At 65.6% G+C, this 20,042-nt stretch carries 22 protein-coding genes; 10 read left to right on the top strand and 12 right to left on the bottom strand.

Features of this window, described 5'->3' with window-relative positions:
- Positions 1–65: 65 nt before the first annotated feature.
- A complete protein-coding gene (locus ACA097_RS21135) occupies positions 66–296 on the top strand; it encodes a YheU family protein (RefSeq protein WP_371370551.1) in 231 nt (76 codons plus the stop codon).
- A gap of 501 nt (positions 297–797) precedes the next feature.
- Positions 798–1,448: a hypothetical protein gene (locus ACA097_RS21130; RefSeq protein ID WP_371365787.1), complete on the top strand. Its 651-nt coding sequence runs from the start codon at positions 798–800 to the stop codon at positions 1,446–1,448.
- A gap of 36 nt (positions 1,449–1,484) precedes the next feature.
- Here ACA097_RS21130 and ACA097_RS21125 read toward each other — a convergent pair whose 3' ends face one another.
- From ACA097_RS21125 to ACA097_RS21085, 9 genes are all read right to left on the bottom strand, one after another.
- Complete coding sequence (locus ACA097_RS21125) at positions 1,485–1,814, bottom strand: YnfA family protein (RefSeq protein ID WP_043253923.1); 330 nt, start codon at positions 1,812–1,814, stop codon at positions 1,485–1,487.
- A 16-nt stretch (positions 1,815–1,830) separates the two neighbouring features.
- On the bottom strand, positions 1,831–2,256 hold the full coding sequence (locus tag ACA097_RS21120; RefSeq protein WP_371365785.1) for a hypothetical protein: 426 nt from the start codon (positions 2,254–2,256) through the stop codon (positions 1,831–1,833).
- Between the two features lie 258 nt (positions 2,257–2,514).
- Entirely contained in the window at positions 2,515–3,327 is an 813-nt protein-coding gene (locus tag ACA097_RS21115; RefSeq protein WP_043253927.1) for an SDR family oxidoreductase, read from the bottom strand.
- 130 nt (positions 3,328–3,457) lie between these two features.
- Entirely contained in the window at positions 3,458–3,763 is a 306-nt protein-coding gene (locus tag ACA097_RS21110; RefSeq protein ID WP_043253928.1) for a hypothetical protein, read from the bottom strand.
- A gap of 96 nt (positions 3,764–3,859) precedes the next feature.
- Positions 3,860–4,486, bottom strand: coding sequence for a 3'-5' exonuclease (locus tag ACA097_RS21105; RefSeq protein ID WP_043253930.1), 627 nt, complete (start codon positions 4,484–4,486; stop codon positions 3,860–3,862).
- Positions 4,483–6,273 (bottom strand): DUF294 nucleotidyltransferase-like domain-containing protein, encoded by a 1,791-nt coding sequence (locus tag ACA097_RS21100; RefSeq protein ID WP_043253934.1) that lies wholly within the window; start codon positions 6,271–6,273, stop codon positions 4,483–4,485. The genes ACA097_RS21105 and ACA097_RS21100 overlap by 4 nt, the downstream gene beginning before the upstream one ends.
- A gap of 76 nt (positions 6,274–6,349) precedes the next feature.
- Positions 6,350–8,005: a cation acetate symporter gene (locus ACA097_RS21095; protein ID WP_043253936.1), complete on the bottom strand. Its 1,656-nt coding sequence runs from the start codon at positions 8,003–8,005 to the stop codon at positions 6,350–6,352.
- Positions 8,002–8,313, bottom strand: coding sequence for a DUF485 domain-containing protein (locus tag ACA097_RS21090; protein ID WP_043257561.1), 312 nt, complete (start codon positions 8,311–8,313; stop codon positions 8,002–8,004). The genes ACA097_RS21095 and ACA097_RS21090 overlap by 4 nt, the downstream gene beginning before the upstream one ends.
- Before the next feature lie 187 nt (positions 8,314–8,500).
- Positions 8,501–9,358: a glycine betaine ABC transporter substrate-binding protein gene (locus ACA097_RS21085; protein WP_043253939.1), complete on the bottom strand. Its 858-nt coding sequence runs from the start codon at positions 9,356–9,358 to the stop codon at positions 8,501–8,503.
- A 249-nt stretch (positions 9,359–9,607) separates the two neighbouring features.
- On the opposite strand from ACA097_RS21085, the gene ACA097_RS21080 reads away from it, so the two are divergent.
- Entirely contained in the window at positions 9,608–11,206 is a 1,599-nt protein-coding gene (locus ACA097_RS21080; protein WP_371365780.1) for a beta (1-6) glucans synthase, read from the top strand.
- A gap of 7 nt (positions 11,207–11,213) precedes the next feature.
- Here ACA097_RS21080 and ACA097_RS21075 read toward each other — a convergent pair whose 3' ends face one another.
- On the bottom strand, positions 11,214–11,582 hold the full coding sequence (locus ACA097_RS21075; RefSeq protein WP_043253941.1) for a hypothetical protein: 369 nt from the start codon (positions 11,580–11,582) through the stop codon (positions 11,214–11,216).
- 106 nt (positions 11,583–11,688) lie between these two features.
- Here ACA097_RS21075 and ACA097_RS21070 point away from each other — a divergent pair, with 106 nt between their 5' ends.
- The 4 genes from ACA097_RS21070 (at position 11,689) to ACA097_RS21055 (ending at position 15,541) form a co-directional block, all read left to right on the top strand.
- Entirely contained in the window at positions 11,689–12,249 is a 561-nt protein-coding gene (locus ACA097_RS21070) for a hypothetical protein (RefSeq protein WP_160287914.1), read from the top strand.
- Positions 12,250–12,395: 146 nt separating this feature from the next.
- Entirely contained in the window at positions 12,396–13,745 is a 1,350-nt protein-coding gene (locus tag ACA097_RS21065) for a serine/threonine protein kinase (RefSeq protein ID WP_043253946.1), read from the top strand.
- Complete coding sequence (locus ACA097_RS21060; RefSeq protein WP_043253948.1) at positions 13,742–14,572, top strand: VacJ family lipoprotein; 831 nt, start codon at positions 13,742–13,744, stop codon at positions 14,570–14,572. Before ACA097_RS21065 ends, ACA097_RS21060 begins: the two co-directional genes overlap by 4 nt.
- Before the next feature lie 111 nt (positions 14,573–14,683).
- Entirely contained in the window at positions 14,684–15,541 is an 858-nt protein-coding gene (locus ACA097_RS21055; RefSeq protein ID WP_043253950.1) for a pirin family protein, read from the top strand.
- A 106-nt stretch (positions 15,542–15,647) separates the two neighbouring features.
- On the opposite strand, the gene ACA097_RS21050 is transcribed toward ACA097_RS21055, so the two are convergent.
- Positions 15,648–16,844, bottom strand: coding sequence for a patatin-like phospholipase family protein (locus ACA097_RS21050; protein WP_043253952.1), 1,197 nt, complete (start codon positions 16,842–16,844; stop codon positions 15,648–15,650).
- Positions 16,845–16,910: 66 nt separating this feature from the next.
- Positions 16,911–17,840, bottom strand: coding sequence for a lipid A biosynthesis lauroyl acyltransferase (locus ACA097_RS21045; protein ID WP_043253954.1), 930 nt, complete (start codon positions 17,838–17,840; stop codon positions 16,911–16,913).
- Positions 17,841–17,988: 148 nt separating this feature from the next.
- On the opposite strand from ACA097_RS21045, the gene minC reads away from it, so the two are divergent.
- The 3 genes from minC (at position 17,989) to minE (ending at position 19,989) form a co-directional block, all read left to right on the top strand.
- On the top strand, positions 17,989–18,861 hold the full coding sequence (gene minC / locus ACA097_RS21040) for a septum site-determining protein MinC (protein WP_043253955.1): 873 nt from the start codon (positions 17,989–17,991) through the stop codon (positions 18,859–18,861).
- 61 nt (positions 18,862–18,922) lie between these two features.
- On the top strand, positions 18,923–19,738 hold the full coding sequence (gene minD, locus ACA097_RS21035) for a septum site-determining protein MinD (protein ID WP_043253956.1): 816 nt from the start codon (positions 18,923–18,925) through the stop codon (positions 19,736–19,738).
- The gene (minE, locus tag ACA097_RS21030; RefSeq protein ID WP_043253957.1) at positions 19,735–19,989 is read left to right on the top strand and encodes a cell division topological specificity factor MinE; all 255 of its coding nucleotides are present in this window, start codon (positions 19,735–19,737) and stop codon (positions 19,987–19,989) included. Before minD ends, minE begins: the two co-directional genes overlap by 4 nt.
- Positions 19,990–20,042: the final 53 nt, after the last annotated feature.

The raw sequence follows: 20,042 nt of genomic DNA, 5'->3' as shown, positions 1-20,042 counted from the left end.
ACCCCGGACTCGCCGGCGGACCGGCGCGGGACTAGAATCGCCGCCTGTTCCGCCGAGTACCCATGATGCTGATCCCCCACGACCTGCTCGAAGCCGAGACCCTGGACAACCTGCTGGAAGACTTCGTCACCCGCGAAGGCACCGACAACGGCGACGACACCCCGCTCGACGTCCGCGTCGAGCGCGCCCGTCATGCGCTCAAACGCGGCGAGGCGGTGATCGTCTTCGATCCGGAAAGCCAGCAGTGCCAACTGATGCTGAAAAGCGAAGTGCCGAAGGAGTGGCTGGAGAGCTGAACCCCATCGGCCCTCCCCGGTGAGCGACGTCGGAATCCAAACGACACCCGATCTTGCCAAACCGAGCTTTTCCAGCAGCATCAGGCACATGGCGCACTTTCCTGACCCATTGATCAGATAACCCGAAGCCCGACGCTCTACCCCCGCCTCCACAACCCAATCGGCTCTGTCAGTCGCATTGGTCATTCCCTTCCGTTGATCGGAACTTGACCAGTTTCTTCCAATTGTTGCTGAACCCCACGGCTGCATCGGACTCCTACTTTCGCCTGGGCATGGCAACCGGCACGTTGCCCAGGCGCCCCCCCTTTTCCCGGACGGAGGTCCCTCATGCGCGGAAGACATTCCGTGCAGGGACTCATTTTGTCCGAAGAAAAGGAGTGGACACTCGAAGCCCCCTTACGATGCGCCGCGAGGGGGACGCAATGCCGGAAATAGGAAATGGGCAACCGCAGGAAGCAGTTCAGAACCTGAAATCGTTGTTAACAAGAGGCACCCCATCCTATGGAACTCACCCACTACTTCATCGATCTCCTGCACCGCGACGCCGCCATGGAGCTCATTCGAATGGGCGTCGTGTATGCGCACCTGCTTGCCTGTTGCGTTGCCCTCGGCATGGTGCTGGTCAGCGACTTCACCCTGCTGCACAAACTGGTTACGGGCCGCAGCACCGAAGAAGACGGAAACCACCTCGATACGCTTAAACGCATCATCAGCTATGCCCTGGTCGCACTGTGGATCAGCGGGGCCCTGGTCGTTGGGCTGGATATGCTGGGCAAAGGCACCCAGTACCTGCTCAATCCCAAGCTGCAGGCCAAGATACTGGTGGTGACACTCCTGACGCTCAACGGCTTCGCCCTGCACGCTTACATCATGCCGACCATCAAGCGCGCCGGCTGCATCCTGAAGCTGCCGGCCAGCGAACGCGACCTGGCGATTTTCAGCGGCACCGTCTCAGCGGTTTCCTGGCTGTACGCGGCCATGCTCGGCGTCGGTCGCCCGCTGTCGTGGAAGTACAGCCTGGCAGAAATTCTCGCGGCCTATCCCCTGCTGATCATCGGCGGCTTTGCCCTGACCCTGCTGCTGGTGAAGTGGCGCAAGGGCGCCCAGCCGCAACCGCAATTCGGCTACGCCGGCATCATCGCGCACGGCTGAGGTTCGGCAACGGGCGGGCAGGGATGCCCGTCCATGTCAGGGCGCCAGCTTCGGCCCCAGCAGCACTACGCTCGCGCCGGCTATGCACAGCGCCGCGCCCAGCCAGTCGCTCCACAGCGGGCGGCTCTTCTCGATGAAGGCCAGCCAGAACAGCGAGGCCGCCACGTAGATCCCGCCGTAGGCCGCGTAGGCACGCCCGGCGTAGGCGGCTTCGACGCGGGTCAGCAGCAGGGCGAAGCAGACCAGGCTGAACAGCCCGGGAATTATCCACAGGGGCGTGCGATCCAGGCGCAGCCAGAGGAAAAAGGTGTAGCAACCGGCGATCTCGCAGAACGCGGCGAGCAGGAACCACAGGTAATTGAGCATGGGCTTTCCTTGAGCTTCAGCCGCGCAGGCCGCCTTCCCTTTCCCAGGCGCAGCGCACGCGCAGGTCGTCCTCGTGGGGGCTGTGGAAGCCGCGCTCGGACTCCCAGCGGAAGGTGTGGCTGCCGTTGAGTTCGGTCTCCAGGTGGACCACCGCGCTGGCCCAGTACAGGCGCCGCAGCAGGGACTCGAACTGCTCGACCCAGAGGCTCCACTCGTATTCGATGGTCTGGTAGCTGGCACCGAAGTGGATCACTTGCGACTGGTACAGCCCGGCGCCTTCCTGCTCGCAGCGGCTGAACATCTCGCGGCCGATGAACGGCCAGTTCTCGCCCATCGGCAGGCTGTCCAGCACCTTGCGATTGGCCGCCCGGCGCATGCGCCGCTCCATGGAGTCGCCGGGCCAGTCGCGGATGCAACCATAGACGATGGATTCGGACTGCAAGACGGGACACTCCCTACCACGGAAAAACACCGCAGCCTTCTAGCACAGGCGCAAAGGAACCGAAAGCGAACTGCGGCAAAGATGCGCAACCGCGCAAACACCGGCCGGGGTTACGCAGAAAAGCAAAAGCCCCGCGAACGTGGCGGGGCTTTCACTGGGGTCCAACATACATCGGCAGGCAGGCCGGTGGGGTAAAGCTAGCGCTTTGCACCGGCCTGGGCAAGCCCTGATTGCACGAGCACCAAAGCGGTGCGGAAATCAGGCCGCGTTGCCGCGCTTGGCCTGCATCTTCGCAGCCATTTTCGCCATCTCGTCGTAGATCGCCTGCGGGTTCTGCTGCTTGATCTGCCAGGCCATGCGGCCCTGTTCGTGGGGCAGGATCATGAAGCTGTCGCGGGCCACTTCCTGGTGGATGTAGTCGGCGATGTCGGCGGCGCTGATGGGCGAGCCTTCCAGCAGCTTGCCGACCTGGCTCTTCATCTCCGGGCTCGGGCCACGGAAGGAATCGAGCAGGTTGGTCTGGAAGAACGACGGGCAGACCACGTGGACCTTCACGTCCACCAGGGTCAGCTCGGCCAGCAGGCTTTCCGAGAGCGCCACCACGCCGGCCTTGGCGACGTTGTAGTTGCTCATCGCCGGGCCCTGCATCAGTGCAGCCATGGAGGCGATGTTGATGATCCGCCCCTTGCTGCGTTCGAGCAGCGGCAGGAAGGCCTTGCAGCCCTTGACCACGCCCATCAGGTTGATCGAGATCTGCCAGTCCCAGTCCTCCAGCGACAGCTCGCCGAAGAAACCGCCGGAGGCCACGCCGGCGTTGTTGACGATGACGTCGATGCCGCCGAGCTTCTCATCGCAAGCCTGCGCCAGCGCAGTGAGCTGGCTGTAGTCGCGCACGTCGCAGCGCTGGGTGAAGCCGTCGCCGCCGGCTTCGCGAACGAGTTTGAGGGTTTCCGCCAGGCCCGCTTCGTTGACGTCGGCCAGGGCCAGTTTCCAGCCGTCACGGGCCCAGCGCAGGGCGATTTCACGACCCAGGCCGGAACCGGCGCCGGTGATCATCATGCGATTTTGCATAGGGAGGTTGCCTTGTCTTGTCCGGTGAAGTTGACCGGCAGTTTAGCCAAGGCGCATGGCGGGCTGCGCTTAAATCAGGCTGCTGAATGGCCCTGGCAAACCGCGGCCATAGCCAGGCGTGGCGGGGCCTTCAGAGCGCCGGCAGGAGCAGCCCTGTGGCCTTGCCGAGCACCAGCGCAAGCCCGGCGGAGACCAGCAGGAAGGTCACGCAGTTGGTGCGCTCGCGACGCAGGCCGGCGAAGGAATGGACGCGGTAGCGCAAGAGGAAGGCGCCCATCGCCAGCAGCAAGGCCGGCAGCAGGTAGACGAACTGCCAGTAGAGCTGCGGATTGCTCTCGCGGGCCAGCCAGCTCGCCAGCGGCAGAATCACCACGCCCAGCAGCAACTGGCTCAGCAGCCAGAGGCTTCCCAGCACGACCAGCACCATCCCGAGCATGCGCGCTCCCCTCTCCCGAAAAAGCCGACATGGTAGAGAGTTGCCCGGCTGCGGGCTGTGTGCTGGGTCACTTTGCGCCAGATACAAATACGTACGTCAGCGCAGCTCCGTGGGCAGCGACCCCTTGCGCAGGCGCAGGAACATCAGGGCCACGCTGCGCGCGTCGCCCAGGGCGGTGTGGCGCCCTTCCACCGGGATATCGAGGGTGCGCGCCAGCGTGTCGAAGCGCAGGTCCAGGTGCAGGTCCGGGTAGCGCCGCGCCATCTTGCGCTGATACAGGGCCGAGACCTCGATGCGCGGATTGTCCAGCCGCTCGCCCAGCAGCAGGCGCAGATGGCGGCTGAGGACAGCGGCATCGAAGGACAGGTAGTAGCCGAGCAGCGGTCGCTCGCCGATGAACGCCAGCAGGCGGCGCAGCGCTTCGGCCAGCGGCAATTGCCCTTCGAGGTCGGCGCGGCGCAGCTTGTGGATGCGGATGGAGTCGCCGGTCAGGCTTGCCGGCGGCTCGACCAGCAGGTCCAGGCGCTCGCCGAGGACCAACTTGCCGCCGCGGATCAGCACCGCGCCGATGCTCAGAATGTCTGCCGTGCGTGGGTCGAGGCTGGTGGTTTCGAGATCGATGGAGACGATTTCCTCGGCCTCTTCGGCCGCATGCAGGCACCAGTAAAGGCGGCGGCGCCAGCCAGACCAGGCGTGATCGGGGAGCTTCACCAGCGCGTTCATCGACTCTCCAGATGGAATTGCCAGGCCAGGCTCTGCTTGAACTTCTTCACCGCATGCAAGCCGAAGCGCAGCAGATCGCGTTCGTGGCGGCTCAGGCGCGCCACGTCCAGGCCGTGCTCGCGGCCATCGCGCGCACCGCCAAGCTGTTGCTGCAGACGCAGTTGCAGGAAGAGTTCGAAGGATTCCGCCAGGTTGTCGGCCAAGCCTTCGTCGAGGACGCCGCGCGCCTTGAGAGCTCCCAGGCGGGCCAGGGTGCCGCGCTCCTCCAGACCTTCGCGCAGGGCCAGCACACGGCAGCCGTGGACCAGCGGGAAGATGCCGCCGCGCTTGATGTCCAGATGCTCCTCGCGGGTTTTCAAGTTGCCAAGGATGGTGAGCGGCGTGTCGAACTGCAGAGCAGCGGCTGCCATGTCGGGCAACCAGCGCTCGCCCTCCTGGGCGAAACGCAGCAGTCCCTGGCGCAGCCCTTCGTAGAGCTGCCGATTTCCGGCGACAGGGCTCGCATCGGCCAGGATCGACATGCGCATCAGCTGCTCGGGCTGACCCTCCAGCTGGGTCTGGTTCAGCTCACGCTGCCAGGCCGCCAACGGCTTGCACCACGCTGGCTGGCTGGCCATGACGCCGCCCGGACAAGGTGGATAACCGAAGCTCAGCAGGGCCTCGCTGAAGCGCTGCATCAGCGCCAGCCCCTGCTCGACCGGCAGGTCTTCGGCGAGGATCAAGGCGTTGTCCTGGTCGGTCTTGAGCAACTGTTCGCCGCGGCCTTCGCTGCCCATCACCAGCAGGCAGCAGCGGCTGCGCAGTGCTGGCGGCACGAGCAGTTCGAACAGTCGCTCCAGCAGTTGCTCATTGAGCGCGCTGACCAACTGCATGATGAAGCGCAGGCGAATGCCGTTGCCGCACAACGTGGCAATCAGCGTGTGCAGGGTTTCCGCGGCGCCGCGCAGCTCCTCCTCGCTCTCTGCCCGTGCGATGCGCATCGCCAGCACGTGGGAGTGGGTCGAGAAGAGGCTGAGCACCTGGGTCAGGTGCAGAAGGCCGACGACCTCGCCGTCTTCGCGCACGGCGACCCGCTCGATGCGCTTGCGGGTCATGAGGATCATGGCATCGAAGAGGAAGTCGCCCAGCTCCACGCAGGCCAGCGGACCATGCGCCAAGGGCCCGATGGGCTCGGCCTCGCTGCGGCCGTCGCGAAAGTGCGCGGTCATCAGGTCGGTGCGGGTGACTATGCCCAGCTCGCCGTCCTGGCGAACCAGCAGCGCATCGGCGCCACGGCTCAGCTGCAGGCGCGCGGCATCGCCCAGGGCCAGGCCGGCGGAGACTTCGATCGCCGGCAGCAGGTGCTCGCGGGCGATGCGGGTGAGGATGAACTCGGCGAGGTTCTGCCCGTCGCGGCGCGCCAGCTGGCGCTTGGCCGCGAGGTCGGCCTGGAAGAAGCGGCCGAAGTCCGGATTGGCGCCGCACAGCTGATGGAAGACGCTGGCGGGCAATTCGTAGGTGATGCTCTCCTCCACTGCGCAATAGACGTGCTTGCTGCTGCCGGAGAAAAGCCCGCGGATGTCGAAGATGTCGTCGCTGGTGTACTGCGCGAACAGCTTGCCGTCCTCGCCGCGTTCCTCGATCACGCCCTTGAGCACGACGAACAGGCAAGGTACCGCGGATCCAGCGGCGATGAGGGTTTCGCCGGCGGCGTAGTAGCCAACGCTAAGCGCCTCGCTCAGCCGCTCGCGCTCGGCCGCGCGCAGCAGATCGAACGGCGGCGAGGAAAAGTTGAACTGCTCGGCCATCTCGGCCCCCGTGGCAGGGAAACAAAGACAAAGCCGGAGGCGAACCTCCGGCTTTGCATTCAACAGCCAAAAACCATCAGTGCGCTACGGCACCGCTGGCGCCAAGGCCGGTCTGCGAACGGATGAACTGCGGGAAGAAGCGTGCGCGCTCCTCGTCGGCAGCGGCGGACTTGTCGGTGATCGAGAAGAACCAGATACCGATGAAGGCCACGGCCATGGAGAACAGTGCCGGGTATTCGAACGGATAGATCGGTTTCTCGTGGCCGAGGATCTGCACCCAGATGGTCGGGCCGAGGATCATCAGCACCACCGCAGTGATCAGGCCCAGCCAGCCGCCGATCATGGCGCCGCGGGTGGTCAGCTTCTTCCAGTACATCGAGAGCAGCAGCACCGGGAAGTTGCAGCTGGCGGCGATGGAGAAGGCCAGGCCGACCATGAAGGCGATGTTCTGCTTCTCGAACAGGATGCCGAGGATGATGGCAACCACGCCCAGGGCGACGGTGGTCATCTTCGACACGCGCAGCTCATCTTTCTCGTTGGCCTTGCCGCCCTTGTAGACGCTGGCGTACAGGTCGTGGGACACCGCCGAGGCGCCGGCCAGGGTCAGCCCGGCGACCACCGCGAGGATGGTGGCGAAGGCCACCGCCGAGATGAAGCCGAGGAACAGGCTGCCGCCCACGGCGTTGGCCAGGTGCACGGCGGCCATGTTGTTGCCGCCGATCAGCGCGCCGGTGGCGTCCTTGAAGGCCGGGTTGGTGCTGACCAGCAGGATCGCGCCGAAGCCGATGATGAAGGTCAGGATGTAGAAGTAGCCGATGAAGCCGGTGGCGAAGAACACGCTTTTGCGCGCTTCCTTGGCGTCGCTGACGGTGAAGAAGCGCATCAGGATGTGCGGCAGGCCGGCGGTGCCGAACATCAGCGCGAAGCCCAGGGAGAACGCCGAGATCGGGTCCTTGACCAGGCCGCCGGGGCTCATGATCGCTTCGCCTTTGGGGTGGACCTTGATGGCTTCGGAGAACAGGGTGCTGATGTCGAAGTTGACGTGCTTGAGCACCATGATCGCCATGAAGGTGGCGCCGGAGAGCAGCAGCACGGCCTTGATGATCTGGACCCAGGTGGTGGCGAGCATGCCGCCGAACAGCACGTAGAGCACCATCAGGATGCCGACCATGACCACCGCGACGTGGTAGTTCAGGCCGAACAGCAGCTGGATCAGCTTGCCGGCGCCGACCATCTGCGCGATCAGGTAGAAGGCCACCACCACCAGCGAACCGCAGGCGGACAGGGTGCGGATGTTCTTCTGTTTCAGGCGATAGGACGCGACGTCGGCGAAGGTGTACTTGCCGAGGTTGCGCAGGCGTTCGGCGATCAGGAAGAGGATGATCGGCCAGCCCACCAGGAATCCGATGGAGTAGATCAGGCCGTCATAGCCGGAGGCGAACACCAGGGCGGAAATCCCCAGGAAGGACGCTGCGGACATGTAGTCGCCGGCGATCGCCAGGCCGTTCTGGAAACCGGTGATGCTGCCGCCAGCGGTGTAGAAGTCGGCGGCCGACTTGCTGCGCTTGGAGGCCCAGTAGGTGATGCACAGGGTCAGGCCGACGAAGGCCACGAACATCACGATGGCGGAGACGTTCATGGGTTGGCGCTGGACGTCGCCGGTCAGGGCGTCGGCCCACAGGGCAGGAGCGAAGGCGGCCAGGCCGAGGGCCGCGAGCAGGCGGGCGATCATTGCTGGATCTCCTTGAGGACTTCCTGGTTCAGGCGGTCGAACTCGCCATTCGCGCGGCGCACGTAGATGCCGGTGAGGACGAAGGCCGAAACGATCAGGCCGACGCCCAGGGGAATGCCCCAGGTCACGGACGATTCGGGGCTGACCTTGGTGCCCAGGACCTGCGGTGCGAAGGCGATCAGGAGGATGAAGCCCACGTACAGGCCCAGCATGATCACGGAGAGCAGCCAGGCGAATCGCTCGCGCTTGGCCACCAGTTCTTTGAAGCGCGGATTGCTATCAATCCGCTGGTAGATGCTGTCGTTCATTTTGTTTTTGTCCTCACAGCGGGGGATGACGCGGATGTCGTCGATCCCCACTTTAGGACTCTGGTGCAAGGCCTCCAGACGACTTTAGTCGTAGCGCTCAGCGTGCTGCCCGCCAAGCTGCGGAACAGAGCGCGCGGCATGAAAAAGCCCGCCATGCGGCGGGCTTTTTGCGGAGCTTGAACAGGACTTACTGGGTCCACTCCTTGACCCGGTCCGGGTGGCTGTCCACCCATTTCTTCGCGGCTTCCTCGGGCTTGGCGCCGTCCTGGATGGCAAGCATGACCTCGCCGATCTCCTGGCCGTCCTTCCACTTCAGTTTCTTCAGCAGGGCCCAGACTTCCGGCGCCTTCTTCTCCAGCGCCGGGTTGGCGACGCTGTCGACGTGTTCCTCGTCGCCGTAGACCTTCTTCGGGTCCTCGAGGAACTTCAGTTTCCACTTGGCGAACATCCAGTGCGGAATCCAGCCGGTCACCGCCACCGCCTTCTTGTCGTTCTCGGCGCGGGTCAGCTCGGCGATCATGCCGCTGCCGGAACTGGCCACCAGCTTGTAGTCCAGGCCGTAGTCCTTGATCGCCTGGTCGGTCTTGAGCATCACCCCGGCGCCGGCGTCGATGCCGATGATCTGGCCGTTGAAGTCAGCCTTCTGCGCCTTGAGGTCCTCGATGCTGTTGGCCTTGACGTACTCCGGCACGATCAGGCCGATCTTCGCCCCCGGGTAGTTCACGCCCAGGTCGACCACCTTGTCCTTCATCTTCTCGAAGTAGGCGCCGTGGGTGACCGGCAGCCAGGCCGAGAGCATGGCGTCGAGTTTGCCGCGGGCCACGCCCTGCCACATGATGCCGGCCGCCACCGGCATCAGTTTCACCGGGTAGCCGAGCTCCTTGCGGATCACCTCGGCCGCCACGTGGGTGGTGGCCACGCTGTCCGACCAGCCATCGACGTAGCCGATGGTGATTTCCGGCTTGGCTGCAGCCGACACCAGGGTCGCCGCCGCCGTCAGTGCCAGCCCCGCGCCCAGGCCCAGCAGACGTCGCATCATTCGCATGTGTTTCTCCCCTTCGAATTAGGTACACCGGAGCCAATGCCCCGAGGCGGTCTTGGCCGCACCTCCATCATCGGCGTGAGAGCCGTGCGGGCTGCTCCGAGAGCGACTCCGAACGATCCCCTCCACGACACGACCTCGCCATTTGCGACTTGCACGAACCGTTTGCGACAGTGCGCCGACGCTCGGGAGAACGCTGACGCGCATGGAGGCGATTGCTAAGATCGCCTGTCCGCACCCAGGCCCTCCTTCATGCCCAATCGCTCGCCCTTCCCGCTGCTGCCCTACTGCTGCGCTCTGCTCGTGGCCCTGCTGGGCCTGCTCGGCGCCTGGTACCTGCAGGGGCGCAGCCTCGACCTGGCAGATGCCGCCGCACCGGGGCAGCGCCTGCAATGCGCGTCCTACAGCCCGTTCGGCAAGGACCAGTCGCCCTTCGACCAGCCCTTCGTGCTGCGCCCGCAGCAGATGGACGCCGACCTGGCGCTGCTGGCCAAGCACTTCAGCTGCGTACGCACCTATTCCATGACCGGCCTGGAAGGCATTCCCGAGCTGGCCCGCAAGCACCGCCTGAAACTCATCCTCGGTGCCTGGATCAACGCCATCCCGGCAGATAGCGAGCGCGAAGTGCGCAAGCTGATCGACGCCGCCAACACCTATCCGGACGTGGTGCAGTCGGTGATCGTCGGCAACGAGACCCTGCTGCGCCAGGAGGTCACCAGCAAATACCTGGAGGGTTTGCTGGCCCAGGTGAAGAGCCAGGTTCGCCAGCCGGTGTCGTATGCCGAGGTCTGGGAGTACTGGCTGAAGCACCCGCAGCTGGCCGAGCACGTCGACTTCGTCACCCTGCATCTGCTGCCGTACTGGGACAACCAGCCCAGCGGCATCGACGGCGCCCTGCAGCATGTCGCGGAAATCCGCCAGCAGTTCGACCGCGCCTTCCCCGGCAAGAGCATCCTGATCGGCGAGACCGGCTGGCCCAGCGAAGGCCGGCAGCGGCGCACCGCCCTGCCCAGCCGGGTCAACGAAGCGCGCTACATCCGCGGTTTCGTGCAGATGGCCGAGGAGAACGGCTGGCGCTACAACCTGATCGAAGCCTTCGACCAGCCGTGGAAGCGCCGCCTGGAAGGCGCCGTGGGCGGTTACTGGGGGCTGTTCGACGCCGACCGCCAGGAGAAGGACGTGCTCGCCGGCCCGGTTTCCAATCAGCCGGATTGGCCCGCCTGGTTCGCCTTCAGCGCCCTGCTGGGCGCCGCAATGCTGCTGCTCGGCGGGCGTCCGGCCAGCGCCCGCGCAGCCCTCGCGCAACCGCTGGGCATGGCCCTGGGCGCGACCTGCCTGGGCCTCTGGTGCGCCCAGGCCTGGGTGATCTGCACCTTCCTCGACGAATGGCTGTGGGCGGCCTACCTGGCCATCCTCAACCTGCTGGTCATGGCTCACCTGGCACTGGCATTGGGCGCCCACGAAGGCTGGCGCGGTCGGCTATTCCGAGGCCTGGAAGCGCGCGGCGGCTGGTGGTTGCTGGCCAGCGGTTTCGCCGGCGCGGTATGGATGCTGGCGCTGGTATTCGATGCGCGCTACCGCAACTTCCCCAACGCCGCGCTGCTGTTCCCGGCGCTTTTCTACCTCTATCGCCCGGTAGCCACGCCGCGTCGCGAAGCGACCCTGCTCGCCGTGCTGATCGCCGCCGGCATCGTGCCGCAATTGGCCCTGGAGGGGCTGGACAATCTGCAGGCGGTCCTCTGGGCCGGCATCTGCGCGCTATTGGCCGGTGCACTGCTGCGCGGCCTGCGTCAGGAACGCTCCGGCACTGCCGAGACCCGCTCTGCCCGCACCGAGACTCGCCTGGCCTGAGCCCGCCTCAGGCGGGACGCGCCTGGCGCACGAGGCGCAAGGCGGCCAGCACCACGGCGAACACCGCCATGCTGACGCTGTAGAACACCAGTGCCGGCAAACCGATGAACAACGCCACGGCCGCCAGCCACCAGCCGATGCGGCCGGGAATCAGGAACGCCGGGATGGACGCGACCAGCGCCGCCTGGCCAAGCACGCCGAAGTGGATCAGCAGCCCCAGCCCGGAGCGAGCCTGGCAGGCCAGTTGCTGCTCGTTATCGGCGCACACGTCGACCCAGCTGCCGTTCTCCAGCAAGCCGAAGCGCACCCCATAGCACGCCGCCACCCAAAGCGCAGCGAGCAGAAGCAGGAGGATCAGCGAGAGTCGACGGGGCATCGGGCCACTCCATGAGCGAAACGGCGCCCAGCATACCCAGCGCCGGGGGCGATGCAAGGCCAGGCGCCGCTCATTACACTGGGCCGGTCCTGCGCAGGAGTTGTCCATGTCGCGCGCCACCCGCTTCTTCCTTGTCTGCCTGGCCATCAGCTTCTGGTGGCTGCTGCCATTCAAGCAACATCACCTCGCGCAGACCGCCGCCGACGGCAGCCTGCACCTGGACGGCTACCGCGTCCAGCCGCTGCAGGACTTCCAGATCGACGCCCTGGTGTTGAGTCGCGAGGACTACCGGCTCGGCCGCGAGGCACAGATCTCGCCCACCGACCTGGCGCTCGGCTGGGGCCCGCTGGGCGATGCGGCGATCGCCGCGAAGATCCACTTCAGCCAGGGCGGCCGCTGGTACCACTGGCAGGCCGAGCAACCTCCACTGCCGCCTCGCGAGATCGAGACGCACAGCGCCAACATGCACATGATCCCGGCCAGCGACACAGTGGCGCACAGCCTGGCCGCAGTAAGCGCGGGCGAACACATCCACCTGAGCGGGAAGCTGGTACAGGTGAGTGCCGCCGACGGCTGGCGCTGGACCAGCTCGCTGAGCCGCGAGGACACCGGCGCCGGGGCCTGCGAACTGGTCTGGGTCGAGCGGCTCGATATCGACAGCCAATGACGTTGCCAGGGCACGAGCCAGCGCAGCATGCTCGGCCAGCGCGACTGATGCGACGCACGGATTCGTGCGCCAAGGCACTCCAGCGCCTTGCGCTTGTCATAAAGCTCTATTTCACTCCAAGCGTGCTTTTCGCCAAGGGAACCTTCATGACAGTGCTTTCGCGCGCCGCCGTCCTGCTCGGCAGCCTCGTGCTGGGATTCGTCGGCCCCGCCCTGGCCCGCGACGTCAACCCGGCCAGCTACGGTTTTCCGCTGAGCAACCCGTTCGAAGCGACCATCGCCACCACGCCGCCAGAGCTGCGCCCGGTGCTGCCGGACGATGGCGACATCCGCCAGAGCGACTACGCAGTGAAGTTGCGCCCGGAGCGCGAGTACGCCCTGCCGGACAACTTCTGGCCCGTGAAGAAGCTGCACTACCGCCTGGCCCGCCAGGATCACCCGGCGCCGCTGGTGTTCATCATCGCCGGCACCGGCGCCAGTTACGACAGCCGCACGCCGGAATACCTCAAGCGCCTGTTCTACGGCGCCGGCTACCACGTGGTGCAGATTTCCTCGCCGACCAGCTGGGACTTCATGGCCGGCGCTTCGATGCACGCCACACCCGGCTACAGCCCCGACGACGCCGACGACCTGTACCGGGTGATGCAGGCCGTACTCGCCGGGAATCCGAGCCTGCCAGTTACCGAGTACTACCTCACCGGCTACAGCCTCGGTGCGCTGCACGCGGCTTTCGTCAGCCAGCTCGACGAGTCCATGCGCACCTTCAACTTCAAGCGCGTGCTGCTGCTCAACCCGCCGGTGAATCTCTACACCTCGGTGAGCAACCTGGAAAAGCTGGTGCAGACCCGGGTCAAAGGCATCACCGACTCCAAGACCTTCTACCAACTGGTGCTGGGCAAGCTCACCCGCTACTTCCAGCAAAAGGGCTACATCGACCTGAACGATGCCTTCCTCTACGACTTCCAGAACTCCAAGCAGCACCTGACCAACGAAGAGATGGCGATGCTGATTGGCGCGACCTTCCGCTTCTCCTCGGCGGACATCGCCTTCACCTCGGACCTGATCAACCGCCGCGGGCTGATCACCCCGCCGGGCTACCCGATCCGCGAGGGCACCAGCCTCGAACCCTTCTTCTCGCGCTCGCTGCAATGCGATTTCGACTGCTACATGGTCGAGCAGCTGATCCCTGCCTGGCGCAAGCATCACAAGGGCAACAGCCTGCCGCAGCTGATCCAGCAGACCAGCCTGTACGCCCTGGAGCAGTACCTGCACGACACCCCGAAGATCGCCGTGATGCACAACGCCGACGACCTCATCCTCGGCCCCGGCGACGTCGGCTTCCTGCGGCGGACCTTTGGCGACCGGCTGACGCTGTACCCGCTGGGAGGCCATTGCGGCAACCTCAACTACCGGGTCAACGCCCAGGACATGCTGGACTTCTTCCACGGCAAGGACGCCGCGCCGCAGAGCGTGGCGCAGCAGGGAGCCACTGAATGACGCTTCGATCCACCTGGCTTCTCACCCTCGCCCTGGGCTGCGGCCTGGCCCACGCGGATGCCGCCAGCGAGGCCGGCCCGCAGCCGATCGTGCCGCCCTCCGCGGCCAAGCCGATAGCCCTGGAGCCCGACGCCGACGGCTTCAAGCACCCGCTCGACGCCCTCAAGTTCAACCCCGGCCTGGACCAGCGCGAATTCGAGCGCGCCACCTTGAGCGCGCTGAACATCTACGACCCCTGGGAGTCGTGGAACCGCCGCGTCTATCACTTCAACTACCGCTTCGATAACTGGGTGTTCCTGCCCGTCGTGCATGGCTACGAATACGTCACCCCACGCTTCGTGCGCAGCGGTGTGAGCAACTTCTTCAGCAACCTGGGCGATGTGCCGACCCTGCTCAACAGCCTGCTGCAGTTCAAAGGCAAACGCGCCATGAACACCACCGCGCGGCTGCTGTTCAACACCACCTTCGGCGTCCTCGGCTTGTGGGACCCGGCAACCCGCATGGGCCTACCCAAGCAGAGCGAGGACTTCGGCCAGACCCTGGGCTTCTACGGCGTGCCCGCCGGGCCCTACCTGATGCTGCCGATCCTCGGGCCGTCCAACCTGCGCGACACCGGCGGGCTGGTCACCGACTACATCGCCGCCGAGCAGGTCGACTACCTGGGCGTTGCCAGCGCCAGCAGCGACTACTGGGAAATCCCCACGCTGATGGTGATCGACAAGCGCTACACGAACAGCTTCCGCTACGGGCAGATGAACACACCGTTCGAGTACGAGAAGCTGCGCTACTTCTATACCGAGTCGCGCAAGTTGCAGATCAATGAGTAAGCCTGAGCGAGGGAAATATCGACTTAATCGATATTTCCCTCGCAAAACTCGCAACCATCTATCCGCCAATCGGGACTAGGATGGCCTCCATACCTGATCGAGGAGGTCACCATGACCCAGCTGCGCAATCTGTTCGACCTGCACATCGGCCGCCCCGCCTCGGACGGCGCCGGCGTTCGCCTGACCCGCGTGATCGGCGGCCCCGGCCTCGAGCGCTTCGATCCGTTCCTGATGCTCGACCAGTTCGATACGCAGAACCCCGACGACTACATCGCCGGCTTCCCTGATCACCCGCATCGCGGCTTCGAAACCGTCACCTACATGCTCGAAGGGCGCATGCGCCACCGCGACCACCTGGGCAACGAAGGCCTGCTCAAGCCCGGCGGCGTGCAGTGGATGACCGCCGCCCACGGCATCATCCACAGCGAGATGCCGGAACAGGAAGAAGGCGCCATGCGCGGCTTCCAGCTCTGGCTGAACCTGCCGGCCAAGAGCAAGCTCGGCCCGGCCGGCTACCGCGATATAGAACCGGAAGACGTGCCGCGCACGACCACCGCGCAAGGTGTGGGCGTGACGGTCATCGCCGGTCGCTTCGACGATGGCGAAATCGCCCTCGACGGCGCCGTGCAGCGTCCGGACACCGAGCCGCACTACTACGACCTCAGCCTGCCCGCCGGTAGTAGCGTCACCCCGCACCTGCCGCGTGGTCACCAGGCCCTGCTTTATGTCTACGAAGGCAGCCTGCAGGTGGAGGCCGAGCGCGGCGGCGAAATCGGCCACAACCGTCTGGCCCGCCTGGGCGATGGCGATGCCGTGAAGTTGAGCAGTGCTGGTGGTGCGCGCGTCCTGCTGCTGGCCGGCAAGCCGCTCCAGGAGCCGATCGTGCAGTACGGGCCCTTCGTGATGAACAGCCGCGAGGAAATCGAGCAGGCCCTGCGCGACTACCGCGATGGCGTGCTGGCGGTCTGATAAGTCCTGCCTTTCGTAGGAGCGAGCTTGCTCGCGAACGGGTCACGTACCGAAGCCGTTCGCGAGCAAGCTCGCTCCTAAACATATTTGAAGCCGGAGCGGGCGATTACAGGTTGTGCTCTTCCAGCCCGAGGAAGCGCGTCAACTCCGCCCGTTGGTTCATCGCGTCCTTGTAGCCCAGGCGGATGAGCTCGTGGCAATAGCCCCGCTCGAACAGCAGGTAGCTCAGCACGCCCGCCCCGCTCGCCCGGGTAGCGCCAGGGCCACGCAGGAACAGGCGCAGCGCCCAGGGCAGCTCCTTGCGGTGCTTGGCGGCGATCTCGTCCAGCGGCACCGACGGCGACACCAGCAGTACCTCCACCTCACGCAAACCCGCCTCTTGCTGGCGGCGTTCCACGGGCACCAGCTTGCCCAGGTAGTTGATGCGCTGCAGCACCTCGATGTCGCCTTCCAGGCTGTCGATGAAGGTGCCGTTGAGCAGGTGGATGCCCATCTGCGCGAGGCTTGGTGGCCGGCCGCTGCGCGGGGTGTCGGCGCCTTCGTTGGGATCGCTGCGGGTCGGATTGCCGCTGACGCCGATCACCAGCACGCGGTTGGCCCCCAAATGCAGCGCCGGACTGATCGGCGCCTGCTGGCGTACCGCGCCGTCGCCGAAATACTCCTGCTGGATGCACACCGGAGCGAACAGCAGGGGAATCGCCGAACTGGCCAGCAGGTGCTCCAGATTCAGCCGCGTTGGCGTGCCGACCCGCCGATGACGCAGCCAGGGCTCGATGGTGGCGCGTCCTTGGTAGAAGGTCACTGCCTGGCCGGACTCGTAGCCGAACGCGGTAACCGCGACCGCGCGCAGCTTCCGCGCCTGCAAGGCGGCGGAGATGCCCGAGAAGTCCAGCTCGCGGGCCAGCAGATGGCGCAGCGGCGTGCTGTCGAGCAGCGCCACCGGCTGCCTCCGGCCGAGGCCAAGCAGGCTGTGGCTGAGGAAGCGCAACGCCTGGCCGCACACGCCGAGGAAGTCGCCGCGGTAGACCTGGCCGGTCTGGAAACCCTTCCAGACCCGCGTGAGGCTATGGATAGCCTCGCGGAACGAGAGCGCACCGCAAGCCAGCCCCACTGCATTGATGGCGCCGGCCGAGGTGCCGACGATCACAGGGAACGGATTGGCCGCACCTTCCGGCAGCAGCTCGGCGATGGCCGCGAGCACCCCGACCTGGTAGGCCGCGCGGGCGCCGCCGCCGGACAGGATCAGCCCGGTAACGGCGCGGGGAGAATGGGAAGTCGGGTGCTGCTCGGCGGATTCAGTCACGACAGGAGTCCTGGATGCGTCCTGCAATCAAGTATGTCGCTGCGCCGGGTTCGGTAAAGCCGGCGCTCAGCGCTTCGCGTAGAGCTTGGGCTCGCCTTCCGGGCGGCTCTTGAAGCGCCGATGCGCCCACAGGTACTGCTCCGGTTGCTGGCGGATCTCGGCCTCGACCCACTGGTTGACGCGCAGGCAGTCGGCCTCCTCGGTCTCGCCGGGGAAGTCCTGCAGCGGCGGATGGATCACCAGGCGGTAGCCGGAGCCATCGGCCAGGCGCGTCTGGGTGAACGGGCAGACCAGCGCGCGGCCCAGGCGGGCGAACTTGGTGGTAGCGGTGACGGTGGCCGCCTGGATGCCGAACAGCGGCACGAACAGGCTCTGCTTGGCGCCGTAGTCCTGGTCCGGTGCGTACCAGATGGCCCGGCCGGCGCGCAGCACCTTGAGCATGGCGCGCACGTCCTCGCGCTCGATGGCGCTGGCGTCGGCGTTGTGCCGCTCACGGCCACGGCGCTGCACGAAGTCGAACAGCGGGTTGTCGTGCTCGCGGTACATGCCGTCGATGGTCTGCACCTGGCCAAGCAGCGCCGCGCCGATCTCCAGGGTGGTGAAGTGCATGGCCATGAGGATCACGCCCTGCCCCTCGGCCTGGGCCTTGCGCAGGATATCCAGGCCTTCGATATGGGCGAGCTTCGCCAGGCGCGCCTTCGGCCACCACCAGCTCATGGCCATCTCGAAGAAAGCGATGCCTGTTGAAGCGAAGTTCTCTTTAAGCAGCCGCTTGCGCTCGGCGGCGGACTTCTCCGGGAAGCACAGCTCCAGGTTGCGCGCGGCAATCGCCCGGCGGCTGCCGACCACCCGATACATCACCGCACCCAGGGCACGGCCCAGGCACAGCAGCAGCGGATAGGGCAGTTGCACCACCAGCCACAGCACGCCGAGGCCCAGCCATAGCGGCCAGTAGCGCGGATGGAGGAAGGCGGCGCGAAATTGGGGACGATCCATGAAGGGTTCCGGATAGACAGGCAAAGAGCGGCATTCTACCGCGAGCGACGGGCTTTGCACCGCTACCGCGGAAGTGGCGCCGCGCCAGGCTTGCGGGCGCTGGGACGGTCCGCTATAAGTCGAGGCCATTTAGCGATGCAGTCCGACCATGAGCCAAGCCGACCTCCTCGACCAAGATCCCGTATTCCAGCTCAAGGGCAGCATGCTCGCCGTCACCGTGCTGGAACTGGCACACAACGACTTGGCGCGCCTGGACAGACAGCTTGCCGACAAGGTCGCCCAGGCTCCGAATTTCTTCCGCGACACCCCGCTGGTGCTCGCCCTGGACAAACTCCCCGACGGTGAAGGCCAGCTCGACCTGCAAGGCGTGCTGGACATCTGCCGCCGCCACGGCCTGCGCACCCTGGCGATCCGCGCCAACCGCGAGGAAGACCTGCGCCTGGCGACCATGCTGGACATCCCCGTGCTGCCGCAGTCCGGCTCGCGCGAGCGCCCGCTGGAGCCCAAGGACGCGCCGACCGCCGAGCCGGTGATCCGCCGCCCGCGCAGCGAGAAGCTGGCCGGACAGGTGGTCGAGAAAGCCGTCGAAGCGCAACTGGCGGCCAAAGCCGAGGAGAAGGTCGAGGAAAAGGCCGCCGAACCGGTCGAAGAGAAAGCCGAGGAGCCGGTCGAGCCCGCTCTTCCGGTGGTCCGCCCGACCAAGATGATCACCGCCCCGGTACGTGGCGGCATGCAGATATACGCAGCCGGCGGCGACCTCATCGTGCTGGCGCCGGTCAGCCCCGGCGCGGAACTTCTCGCCGACGGAAATATCCACGTTTACGGTCCGATGCGCGGCCGTGCCCTGGCAGGCGTCAAGGGCGACACCAGCGCCCGGATCTTCTGCCAGCAACTGGGCGCCGAACTGGTCTCGATCGCCGGAAATTACAAGGTGGCAGAAGACCTTAGGCGCAGTCCGCAGTGGGGTCAGGCGGTCCACGTCAGCCTGTCGGGTGACGTGTTGAACATCACCCGCCTTTAACGGATACTGCCGCGACTTTCAGGGACCAGAATCCTTCGTTTTTTCTTTGGGGTGAATCACCTTGGCCAAGATCCTCGTAGTCACTTCCGGTAAGGGTGGCGTCGGTAAAACTACCACCAGCGCAGCAATCGGCACCGGCCTGGCCCTGCGTGGCCACAAGACCGTCATCGTCGACTTCGACGTGGGCCTGCGTAACCTCGACCTGATCATGGGCTGCGAACGCCGCGTGGTTTACGACTTCGTCAACGTCATCAACGGCGAAGCCACACTGACCCAGGCCCTGATCAAGGACAAGCGCCTCGAGAACCTGTTCGTCCTGGCCGCCAGCCAGACCCGTGACAAGGACGCCCTGACCCAGGAAGGCGTCGGCAAGGTCATGGAAGAGCTCAAGCAAAACTTCGAATACATCATCTGCGACTCCCCGGCCGGCATCGAGAAAGGTGCCCACCTGGCCATGTACTTCGCCGACGAGGCGATCGTCGTGACCAACCCGGAAGTCTCCTCGGTACGCGACTCCGACCGCATGCTCGGTCTGCTGGCCAGCAAGTCGCAGCGCTCCGAGAAGGGCGAGGAGCCGATCAAGGAGCACCTGCTGCTGACCCGCTACAACCCCGAGCGCGTCACCAAGGGCGAGATGCTCGGCGTGGAAGACGTCGAGGAAATCCTGGCGATCCGCCTGCTCGGCGTGATCCCGGAGTCGCAAGCCGTGCTCAAGGCCTCGAACCAGGGCGTACCGGTCATCCTCGACGACCAGAGCGACGCCGGCCAGGCCTACAGCGACGCCGTCGACCGCCTGCTGGGCAAAGAGATGCCGCATCGGTTCCTCGATGTGCAGAAGAAAGGATTCCTGCAACGACTGTTCGGAGGACGTGAATGAGCCTTTTAGACTTCTTTCGCAGCCGAAAGGCGCAATCCAGTGCGTCGATAGCGAAGGAAAGACTCCAGATCATCGTCGCCCACGAGCGCGGCAACCGCTCCCAGCCTGACTACCTGCCGCAGCTGCAGAAAGACCTGCTGGAAGTGATCCGCAAGTACGTGCCGATCGACCAGGAGCAAGTCCAGGTCGAACTGGCCAACCAGGGTAGCTGCTCGATCCTGGAGCTCAACATCACCCTGCCGGAACGCTGAGTTCCGCACGGTACCCTGCGGCGGCCTCGGCCGCCGCAGTCGTTTCTTTTTCT

This window comes from Pseudomonas sp. QL9, from assembly GCF_041409665.1.
GTDB classification, from domain to species: Bacteria; Pseudomonadota; Gammaproteobacteria; order Pseudomonadales; family Pseudomonadaceae; genus Pseudomonas; species Pseudomonas knackmussii.
The sequence above is the reverse complement of the archived record's forward strand: the minus strand, read 5'-3'. Positions and strand labels throughout refer to the sequence as shown.

Excerpts from the sequence above, each read along its gene's own strand:
- ACA097_RS21075 (WP_043253941.1), bottom strand. The coding sequence starts at position 11,582 with ATGCCCCGTCGACTCTCGCTGATCCTCCTGCTTCTGCTCGCTGCGCTT.
- ACA097_RS21105 (WP_043253930.1), bottom strand. The coding sequence starts at position 4,486 with ATGAACGCGCTGGTGAAGCTCCCCGATCACGCCTGGTCTGGCTGGCGC.
- ACA097_RS21085 (WP_043253939.1), bottom strand. The coding sequence starts at position 9,358 with ATGCGAATGATGCGACGTCTGCTGGGCCTGGGCGCGGGGCTGGCACTG.
- ACA097_RS21100 (WP_043253934.1), bottom strand. The coding sequence starts at position 6,273 with ATGGCCGAGCAGTTCAACTTTTCCTCGCCGCCGTTCGATCTGCTGCGC.
- ACA097_RS21110 (WP_043253928.1), bottom strand. The coding sequence starts at position 3,763 with ATGCTCGGGATGGTGCTGGTCGTGCTGGGAAGCCTCTGGCTGCTGAGC.
- ACA097_RS21055 (WP_043253950.1), top strand. The coding sequence starts at position 14,684 with ATGACCCAGCTGCGCAATCTGTTCGACCTGCACATCGGCCGCCCCGCC.
- ACA097_RS21135 (WP_371370551.1), top strand. The coding sequence starts at position 66 with ATGCTGATCCCCCACGACCTGCTCGAAGCCGAGACCCTGGACAACCTG.
- ACA097_RS21070 (WP_160287914.1), top strand. The coding sequence starts at position 11,689 with ATGTCGCGCGCCACCCGCTTCTTCCTTGTCTGCCTGGCCATCAGCTTC.
- minE (WP_043253957.1), top strand. The coding sequence starts at position 19,735 with ATGAGCCTTTTAGACTTCTTTCGCAGCCGAAAGGCGCAATCCAGTGCG.
- ACA097_RS21080 (WP_371365780.1), top strand. The coding sequence starts at position 9,608 with ATGCCCAATCGCTCGCCCTTCCCGCTGCTGCCCTACTGCTGCGCTCTG.
- ACA097_RS21090 (WP_043257561.1), bottom strand. The coding sequence starts at position 8,313 with ATGAACGACAGCATCTACCAGCGGATTGATAGCAATCCGCGCTTCAAA.
- ACA097_RS21065 (WP_043253946.1), top strand. The coding sequence starts at position 12,396 with ATGACAGTGCTTTCGCGCGCCGCCGTCCTGCTCGGCAGCCTCGTGCTG.
- ACA097_RS21115 (WP_043253927.1), bottom strand. The coding sequence starts at position 3,327 with ATGCAAAATCGCATGATGATCACCGGCGCCGGTTCCGGCCTGGGTCGT.
- minC (WP_043253955.1), top strand. The coding sequence starts at position 17,989 with ATGAGCCAAGCCGACCTCCTCGACCAAGATCCCGTATTCCAGCTCAAG.
- ACA097_RS21125 (WP_043253923.1), bottom strand. The coding sequence starts at position 1,814 with ATGCTCAATTACCTGTGGTTCCTGCTCGCCGCGTTCTGCGAGATCGCC.
- ACA097_RS21060 (WP_043253948.1), top strand. The coding sequence starts at position 13,742 with ATGACGCTTCGATCCACCTGGCTTCTCACCCTCGCCCTGGGCTGCGGC.
- ACA097_RS21095 (WP_043253936.1), bottom strand. The coding sequence starts at position 8,005 with ATGATCGCCCGCCTGCTCGCGGCCCTCGGCCTGGCCGCCTTCGCTCCT.
- ACA097_RS21130 (WP_371365787.1), top strand. The coding sequence starts at position 798 with ATGGAACTCACCCACTACTTCATCGATCTCCTGCACCGCGACGCCGCC.
- ACA097_RS21045 (WP_043253954.1), bottom strand. The coding sequence starts at position 17,840 with ATGGATCGTCCCCAATTTCGCGCCGCCTTCCTCCATCCGCGCTACTGG.